This window comes from Zhongshania sp., from assembly GCF_041623545.1.
Classification (GTDB): Bacteria; Pseudomonadota; Gammaproteobacteria; order Pseudomonadales; family Spongiibacteraceae; genus Spongiibacter.
In genome coordinates this window covers 1-7543 of sequence record NZ_JBFJWS010000153.1, presented here as the reverse complement: position 1 = coordinate 7543, position 7543 = coordinate 1, and the positions used below count along the sequence as shown (strand labels likewise).

The window sequence follows — 7543 nt, the reverse complement described above, 5'->3', positions numbered from 1 at the left end:
GCCGCGGAACTCACTAAGCTGATCGCGAAAAGGCTTTAATTGTAGTTCTAAGGCTTCACGGCTGTGGCTTTGAAAACGCTGGCTTTTCTCATCGAAAATACGATTTGCCAACTGCTCAAACTGATCGGTGAGTTGCTTTTTAGCGTCGCTAAGCAAGGCAATTTGTTCGGCAGTCGCGGTCTGCAAGTGCTGGTAGGCGCTCTGCTGGCGGGCAAGCTCAGTTTTTAGTTCACTATTCAATTGCTCGTGCTGGCTAAGACTTGCCCTGCTCTGGGCTAATGCCTCAGCCTGCTGTGCAACGCGATCCGCGTTTACAGCAAGATCACGCTGGCTGGCATGTAATTGATCCTGGCAAGCCTGCAGGCTTGCCTGGCCCTCGGCCAATTGAGTCGCTTGCTGTTCAAGGCTCAGCTGCAAGGCCGCTATTTGGCTCTGCACGGCGTCAAGTTGCACAGCAGCAATACGACGCTGAATAAACAGGCCAACACCAAGGCCAATTAAAAGCGCAAGTGCCGTGCTTCCGGCAAAAATAAGGATTAATTGTTGATCCATGTAAACGTGGTCCCGAGCTAATCGACTAAACCACATCGCAAAGCTATGAACCCGGCAAACGTGGTTTATTATTCATGTTCAGGGGCGCGCATCGTGCCACTAGCGACCAGTACCGCATCGCCACCGACTCTAACGACCATCGCCGCTGTCGCTTTTTTCACAAACTCCACTTTTAATACGCTTTGCCGCTCGGCCTTGTGACCGCGCTCTAGCCACAGCGCGTGGGTGCCATCCGCCAAGCCACGCGTCTCGCATAAACTCGCAACAAACGCTGGAATAGCCGCGCCCACCGGTGGACTTTCATCCTGAGCGATATGGGCGCCTAGTATACGCAGATGAAAGTCGGTCTGCAGTGATTCTGTTTCTCGGCAGTACACCAACACCTCATTAACTGGTGCCGAGCCCGCACTGCTTCGCGACCACGCTTCTAAATTAAATCGCGCTCGGTAAACGGCATCAAGTGAGCGCAGTGGAACAATTAAATAAGAAGAGTCACAACTCACAAAAAGAGATTTCGCTTTTAAGGTTTCAATATCGTTAGGCCCCAAGCCTAGCGCCGCTTGCAATTCATTACTATCAGGAACATAGCGATCAATTTGGGCGTTAACCGACATCGACAGTTGTGTTAATAGCCGCCCCTCTACTTGCGATAAGGTCACATTAAAAATTTTGCTGTCTTGGGAGAATTGAATAGTGGCGTTGTCCTCCCTTATCACCAAGGCCTTGCTATGCACTAAGGCGCGGGCCGCGGCAACAACACTGTGGCTGCCAACGGCGCGCTCACACTGGGGTGAGAACACCTTTAGTTCAGCACTCACCGTGCTCTTTCCCGGCAAAATAAACACCGTTTCCGGATGATTTATTTCTCTGGCTATAATTTGCATTTGCTGCGTAGTTAAGCCGTCAGCTTCTGGGAAAACGGTAATTTGGGCACCGTTAAACGGCGCAGAGGTGAACACATCAACAGTGTGAAATGCATATTCCATATTGCAGTCCCTTACATGGCAAGATAAATGTTCTGTATTGGTGCGTTTACGCCGAGCGACGGCACTAAACACCTTTAACTTAAGCCTATCAACGGCTTCATTACTACCATAGCTGGCTTCTAGCCTTATGCCTAGCCGCCGAAACTGACAATGCTTTTTTATTCTTCTACCGTCCTCTTTGCATTTGGCTTCCAGCCGACATGCTCTGCCCACAGAGGACTTGGCGTGCTGACTCTAATTGGATACTCCCCGGTTTTGCGATCTTGAAAATATTCCGTTAACACGTCGGTAACAATAGGAAACGCAAGCTCTGACCATGGAATTTCGGCTTCGCTAAATAACTTCGACTCGAGGCTCTCTGGTCCAATACCAAAACCACCGTCTAGATTACCGCGATAAAAAACATAGACCTGATTAATATGCGGGATATCAAATAGCCGGTACAAGGTTTCATCTTTTACCTTGGCATCAGCCTCTTCTCGAGTTTCGCGCAGTGCACCGGCCAACATCGTTTCGCCATTTTCCATAAAACCCGCAGGAATAGTCCACGAACCAATTCTCGGTGCGATAGCCCGTCGACACAGGAGCACTTTATCGCCGGCGATAGGCAGACATCCAACAACAACCTTTGGGTTGAGGTAGTGTATTACCTCACACTCGAGGCAAACGTGGCGGAGGCGATCATCGTCTGCGGGGATTTGCTGCACCAGCTTTGCCCCGCAATTACTGCAGTAGTTCATCAACCGCCTTTCCCCCTATTTTTTAACGCAGTTCTCTATATTTTCCAGCGTGGAATACTAAGGGTTTAGCACCCGGCTTAGTATCCATTTCGATAACCTTACCCACGATAATAATATGATCACCACCGTCATAACGCGCCCACATCTCACATTCGAAACTGCTTAAGCTACCGCGTAATACCGGGGCGCCACTCTTACCAATTCTGAACTGGTCAGCAGCTAAGTCATGGTCATTTTTCTTCGAATACGCGTTAGAAAGCTCTAATTGATCACTTGCCAAGAAATTTACCGTAAATGTCTTGGCTTTATTAAATGCATCCAAGCACTCAGAGTCATTCCGCAGGCTCCACAACACCAGCGCAGGGTCCAGCGATACCGAGGCAAAGGAGTTAACTGTCATACCAAAAGGCTTATAGCCTTCGGGGTTAGCGGTTATGACACAGACCCCAGTGGGATATTGGCCAAGGGCATTTCTAAATTCGCGAGGATCAAGACTCATAGGATTTCCTGTCAATATTCATTGTGATGGCTTTTCGCCATTTTATATGTGCGCTGCATTATACACAGTGCTAATATCGCCGCCGCTACGCCAAGCGGACTACAAAGCCTCGGATACGCGCTTAAACCTGCCAGCGCTTAAGTGCCTGCTGATCCGTCTGACGGGCGTCTACCCACCGTTGCTCACCAGTGAGAGTACGCTCTTTTTTCCAAAATGGCGCTTCAGTTTTTAAGTAGTCCATAATAAATTCACAGGCTTGAAATGCGTCGTGTCGATGTGCTGCACTCACCCCGACAAAAACAATTTGGTCCTGAGGGTAAAGCACGCCAACCCGATGAATGACGGTAGTGGCGAACAGCGGCCAGCGCTGCTGAGCAAGCTCAACAATTTCAGTGATGCGCCGCTCGGTCATACCAGGATAATGTTCTAACTCCATCGTTAGCACGTCATCGCCTTGATTACTGTCGCGCATCAGGCCGACAAACTGCACAACAGCACCGCTTTGCGGGGAATGTGAGGCCAAGGCTCGGCACTCCGCGCCCACGTCAAAATCTGCTTTGCCAACCCGAACAACGATATTCATCTCAGCCCCCGGTGACCGGCGGATAAAAAGCGACTTCGTCACCATCGACAATACGATCATCATCGGTAGCGATATCCTGATTCACCGCGCACAAAGTGTTTTCAGCATTAACTACCTCGCGCCACACCTCGCCACGCTCAGCCAAGAACTCCTTCAGAATTGCAACTGTGCATCCGGTTTTATTGACCTCTGCTGCGGCAACACTCATTTTTGCCGTTCCTAACAGTTCGCGATACTTTGCAAAAAACAAAACCGTAATCATGACTTCACCGCGCCGTCGAATACCCACTCCCCTGAACGACCGCCGGACTTTGCGAGCAAACGCACATCTGTAACTATCATCGCCTTATCGACGGCTTTGCACATATCGTAAATCGTCAGCGCTGCCACCGAAACCGCCGTCAAGGCTTCCATCTCTACCCCAGTCTGCCCGGCGAGTTTGCATATCGCCATAATATCGACTGCGTTGCGCTTATGATCGAGCGTGAATTCTACTTTGACAGATGACAACATAAGCGGATGACACAAGGGAATAAGATCCGCGCAGCGCTTGGCACCCTGAATTCCTGCAATTCTCGCTACCGCTAAAACGTCGCCTTTTTTGTGTCCACCGCTGGCGATTAGCGCTAATGTTTCTGGCGCCATGATCACCGACCCCGCCGCACGGGCTTCGCGCTGGGTAACCGCCTTATCGGTCACATCGACCATCTGTGCATTACCCTGGGGGTCAAAATGGGTTAAACCATTACTCATATATCACCGTTAATCCGCTAGTCAGCTTTGATTTGAGCTCAGGCAAAACGCTCATCAGCAACAAAAGGGTTGGTCGCACGCTCTTGCCCAAACGTCGAGGTTGGTCCGTGGCCAGGAATAAAAGTGACGTCATCACCCAACGGCCACAACTTGGTTTGAATCGACGCAATTAAGGTATCGTAATCACCGCGGGGGAAGTCTGTACGGCCAATCGACCCTTGAAAAAGCACGTCGCCGACAATCGCTAGCCGCGCTTGTTCATGGAAAAAAACAACGTGGCCCGGAGTGTGTCCAGGACAAAACTTGACCTGCAATTGCTGATTACCAAAGCGGACGCTGTCTTCGTCATTTAACCAGCGATCAGGCACAAAGGCATCGGCATGGGGGAAGCCGGTCATCTTGCAATACTCAGGTAGCTTATCGATCCAAAAGGCATCCTCTTTCTGGGGCCCGATAATCTGGACGCCGTATTTTTCCCGCAGAATATCTGCCGCTGCGCAGTGATCCATATGGCCGTGGGTCAAATAAATAACCTCTAGCGTGCCACCCAGAGAGGCAATCGCCGCCTCGATCTTGTCAATGTCACCACCGGGATCAAATACCGCCGCCTTACCGGTTTCCTCACACACCATAACCGAGCAGTTCTGCTGATATGCCGTTACCGGCACAATCGTGCACTTAATCGTCATAAGTCTTCAAATTTCAGTTACTAAAAGCCCAATGATAAGGAGTAAACCCAAAAGATAACAGGCTTGACCATGAAATCAGTTCACCGGTCATCTCCCACACAATGCGTGGCACGGTAACTGCTTATGGCTAGTACAGATACATTGCACGTTTACATTCATGAAGTAACGAGGTAGCTGTTATGCGAGCCAAATCCGCGTATATCTTAGGTTTTTCACTCTTATTCACCGCTTGTGGTGGCTCAAGTAGTTCATCCCAAAATCCCAAAGGCACCGCCGGAGCAAGCCAGGAGGCACTGCCCTTTACCCTTGAAGAAACTACCGTCGACGAAATTCACGCGGGGTTCCGCGGCGAACGTATTCTCGATGATGGCAGCCCCTTGACGTGTGAAAAACTCACCGAAATGTATATCCAGCGCATCTATGCCTATAACGACAATCCGCAACCCAATGGTGGCCTGCCAATACGCGGGGTCTTGGCAATCAACCCGCAGGCGATCAATATCGCTAAAGACCTCGACGCCCTCTATGCTCGGGACCGTGGCATCGGCGATCGCTATTTACACTGCATGCCCGTTTTGCTCAAAGACAATTACGACACCTTTGACTACCCCAGTACCCAGGGCTCATACAGCATGCTTGGCCACCAAGCTGGGGTAGACGCGCACTCCGTCGCTGGGCTTCGCGCTGCCGGCGCACTGATATTGGGCAAAGCAAACCAAGACGAATTTGCCTTCTTTACAACGGGCTTTTCCAATCGCGCCATTCAGGTAAGCAACCCCTATAACACCAGCGAAAGCCCCGCTGGATCGTCATCGGGAACCGGCGCGTCCCTAGCGGCAAATTTCGCCTTAGGCGGAACCGGCAGCGACACCTGCCAATCGATACGCCACCCCTCCTCTGTTAACGGCTTAGTCGGTATTCGACCCAGCCTCGGCGTCATATCCCAACACGGTATTTTCCCGCTGTCGCATCAACGCGATACCGGCGGACCAATGACCCGCACTGTTAAAGATGCGGCCTTAATGCTTAGCGCCATGGCCAGCGTTGACCCCCGCGACCCGAAAACACTGGCATTCCCCCAAGAATTGCGCCCAAGCAGCTACATTGAATATCTCGATCGCAATCGCTTTGGTGTTAAAGACCGTAATATCGGCGTCATCAAACAGCTCGGCACCTCTGTTGACGCTGCAGGTACCGGGACCCAGGGTGAACTCATTGCAGCCGCCGCAGACAAAATGCGCGAAATGGGCGCCAATATCTATGAGGTCTACCTCCCTGACTTTGAAAGCAAGGGCGCCGGCTCGCGTCATTACGATATGAACCAATACTTTGAAGCATTTGAGGCCGAGGGTGGAAATAGCGAAAGGCGCTGCGTCAGTAGCCTTGCCGTAGATGCCGACACCGCCCATGAGCGGAGCGAATGCGGCGGTGTAAATGGCATCTTAGAAACAGGCCGCGTTGGCCCTCGCACCGCCGCGCTATTCGCACTAGTCGCCGCTGACAATCCAAACCTGGCCGCATCAGAAGAGGAATTACAGGCAATTGTCGCGATGCGCGCCTACACCACCCAAGTAATGGACGCACTAGTCGATATTGACGGAAATCCTATATTAGACAGTAACGGTCAACAGGTACGCTTAGATGCATTGATACTCAGCCCCGGACCAAGCGGCGGGCGAACCTGTGACTTCGGCTCGACAACCCAAATGGGCTCAATCGTTGTACCAGTAGGCTTTGACGACAGCGTCGGCGTGCCACGGGGCATGGAGATCTTTGTCCGGCAGTTTGACGAGGGTAACGGTCTCGGCATTGCCTATGACTACGAACAGGCAACCCAGCATCGCAAGCCACCTAGTATTGCCCCCAACCCGCTAAGCAGCAATCAAAGCACGGCAGAGTTTAATGCAAGAATGCAGCAAGCCTTAATGAACGCGACTTCCGCTGCACCAGAAACATTACCCTTGGAAACCTACCAAAAAGTGTTGCAAGACATTAGCGGCGGCTAAACGAAAACGGCCGCGACAATGTCGCGGCCATTTTCCAATATAAAACTTGGCGAGCTCTTCACTTTATTTGTAGACAACCTGTCCACGATACATTTGCCGCGACTGTCGTTGTTCAGAAGGAGCACCAGTGTGAACGTCCTCGGCCGCTACACCTCGCCCTTTATCCCGAAACACTTTCGTTCCCCGATACATAATTTCGACTTGGCCAGGGTCTTTTTCAGACCCTGAAAAAGAAGGCTTTGTCGAATAGGCTATATCAAATGGCAGGCCGCCCAGCTTCATAATTTCTATAACCGTTTTCCGCGTAAATGGGTCTCGGCTCTTTCGACCAAACTCCCCCACCGCCGTCAGCAACTCAGGATCCGCTAACCGTATTCGTGTCCCAAACTCGGCGAAAATTCGAGAACGCAACTGCTGTAAGAGCGCCACCATTTCCGGAGAATACACCATAGGATCCCTTAGAACGTTAAAATGCCATCCCGCAATACAGCGGGCAAACTACTTAGTTTTCCTTCAGCAATAACTGTTCCACAATAGAATCCCGCTAAAACTCAAAGAGTTATACCAAAAACCTAAAGTCACTCGCACCTATATGACGCAACATTAATAACACGCACCACCAAGTAGCGCCGCCGAAAATGAAAATAAATTGGCAATTGCCATTACCATGAAACTTCGTTAGAGTAGCCGCCCTTAAAACCGGCAATATCAGGGTTTTAAGTGAAGATTTTGGTG

Annotated in this window: 9 protein-coding genes and 1 pseudogene; 1 reads left to right on the top strand and 9 read right to left on the bottom strand. The window is 50.9% G+C overall.

Translation table 11 applies throughout. The features are described from left to right. The 8 genes and pseudogenes from ABYT30_RS12890 to ABYT30_RS12855 all read right to left on the bottom strand — a co-directional run. A pseudogene (locus ABYT30_RS12890) lies at window positions 1-552 on the bottom strand (DNA recombination protein RmuC); the annotation flags it as partial. Window positions 553-620: 68 nt separating this feature from the next. Further along, a complete protein-coding gene (locus ABYT30_RS12885) occupies window positions 621-1538 on the bottom strand; it encodes a PhzF family phenazine biosynthesis protein (protein ID WP_373080182.1) in 918 nt (305 codons plus the stop codon). Window positions 1539-1696: 158 nt separating this feature from the next. After that, window positions 1697-2278 (bottom strand): NUDIX hydrolase, encoded by a 582-nt coding sequence (locus tag ABYT30_RS12880; RefSeq protein ID WP_373096836.1) that lies wholly within the window; start codon window positions 2276-2278, stop codon window positions 1697-1699. Between the two features lie 22 nt (window positions 2279-2300). Then, window positions 2301-2777, bottom strand: a complete 477-nt coding sequence (locus ABYT30_RS12875) for a flavin reductase family protein (RefSeq protein ID WP_373096834.1) — start codon at window positions 2775-2777, stop codon at window positions 2301-2303. 121 nt (window positions 2778-2898) lie between these two features. Beyond that, window positions 2899-3360 (bottom strand): molybdopterin synthase catalytic subunit MoaE, encoded by a 462-nt coding sequence (moaE, locus tag ABYT30_RS12870; RefSeq protein ID WP_373096832.1) that lies wholly within the window; start codon window positions 3358-3360, stop codon window positions 2899-2901. A 1-nt stretch (window position 3361) separates the two neighbouring features. Continuing rightward, on the bottom strand, window positions 3362-3622 hold the full coding sequence (locus ABYT30_RS12865) for a MoaD/ThiS family protein (RefSeq protein WP_373096830.1): 261 nt from the start codon (window positions 3620-3622) through the stop codon (window positions 3362-3364). Next, window positions 3619-4113, bottom strand: a complete 495-nt coding sequence (gene moaC / locus ABYT30_RS12860; RefSeq protein WP_373096828.1) for a cyclic pyranopterin monophosphate synthase MoaC — start codon at window positions 4111-4113, stop codon at window positions 3619-3621. Before moaC ends, ABYT30_RS12865 begins: the two co-directional genes overlap by 4 nt. Window positions 4114-4151: 38 nt before the next feature. Beyond that, complete coding sequence (locus ABYT30_RS12855) at window positions 4152-4802, bottom strand: MBL fold metallo-hydrolase (RefSeq protein ID WP_373096826.1); 651 nt, start codon at window positions 4800-4802, stop codon at window positions 4152-4154. Window positions 4803-4981: 179 nt separating this feature from the next. Here ABYT30_RS12855 and ABYT30_RS12850 point away from each other — a divergent pair, with 179 nt between their 5' ends. Beyond that, the gene (locus ABYT30_RS12850; protein ID WP_373096824.1) at window positions 4982-6808 is read left to right on the top strand and encodes an amidase; all 1827 of its coding nucleotides are present in this window, start codon (window positions 4982-4984) and stop codon (window positions 6806-6808) included. Window positions 6809-6871: 63 nt separating this feature from the next. Here ABYT30_RS12850 and ABYT30_RS12845 read toward each other — a convergent pair whose 3' ends face one another. Next, window positions 6872-7258 (bottom strand): hypothetical protein, encoded by a 387-nt coding sequence (locus ABYT30_RS12845; protein WP_373096823.1) that lies wholly within the window; start codon window positions 7256-7258, stop codon window positions 6872-6874. Between the last annotated feature and the right edge of the window lie 285 nt (window positions 7259-7543).

Coding starts and splice junctions, on each gene's coding strand:
- ABYT30_RS12885 (WP_373080182.1), bottom strand. CDS start 1,538: ATGGAATATGCATTTCACACTGTTGATGTGTTCACCTCTGCGCCGTTT.
- ABYT30_RS12880 (WP_373096836.1), bottom strand. CDS start 2,278: ATGAACTACTGCAGTAATTGCGGGGCAAAGCTGGTGCAGCAAATCCCC.
- ABYT30_RS12875 (WP_373096834.1), bottom strand. CDS start 2,777: ATGAGTCTTGATCCTCGCGAATTTAGAAATGCCCTTGGCCAATATCCC.
- moaE (WP_373096832.1), bottom strand. CDS start 3,360: ATGAATATCGTTGTTCGGGTTGGCAAAGCAGATTTTGACGTGGGCGCG.
- ABYT30_RS12865 (WP_373096830.1), bottom strand. CDS start 3,622: ATGATTACGGTTTTGTTTTTTGCAAAGTATCGCGAACTGTTAGGAACG.
- moaC (WP_373096828.1), bottom strand. CDS start 4,113: ATGAGTAATGGTTTAACCCATTTTGACCCCCAGGGTAATGCACAGATG.
- ABYT30_RS12855 (WP_373096826.1), bottom strand. CDS start 4,802: ATGACGATTAAGTGCACGATTGTGCCGGTAACGGCATATCAGCAGAAC.
- ABYT30_RS12850 (WP_373096824.1), top strand. CDS start 4,982: ATGCGAGCCAAATCCGCGTATATCTTAGGTTTTTCACTCTTATTCACC.
- ABYT30_RS12845 (WP_373096823.1), bottom strand. CDS start 7,258: ATGGTGTATTCTCCGGAAATGGTGGCGCTCTTACAGCAGTTGCGTTCT.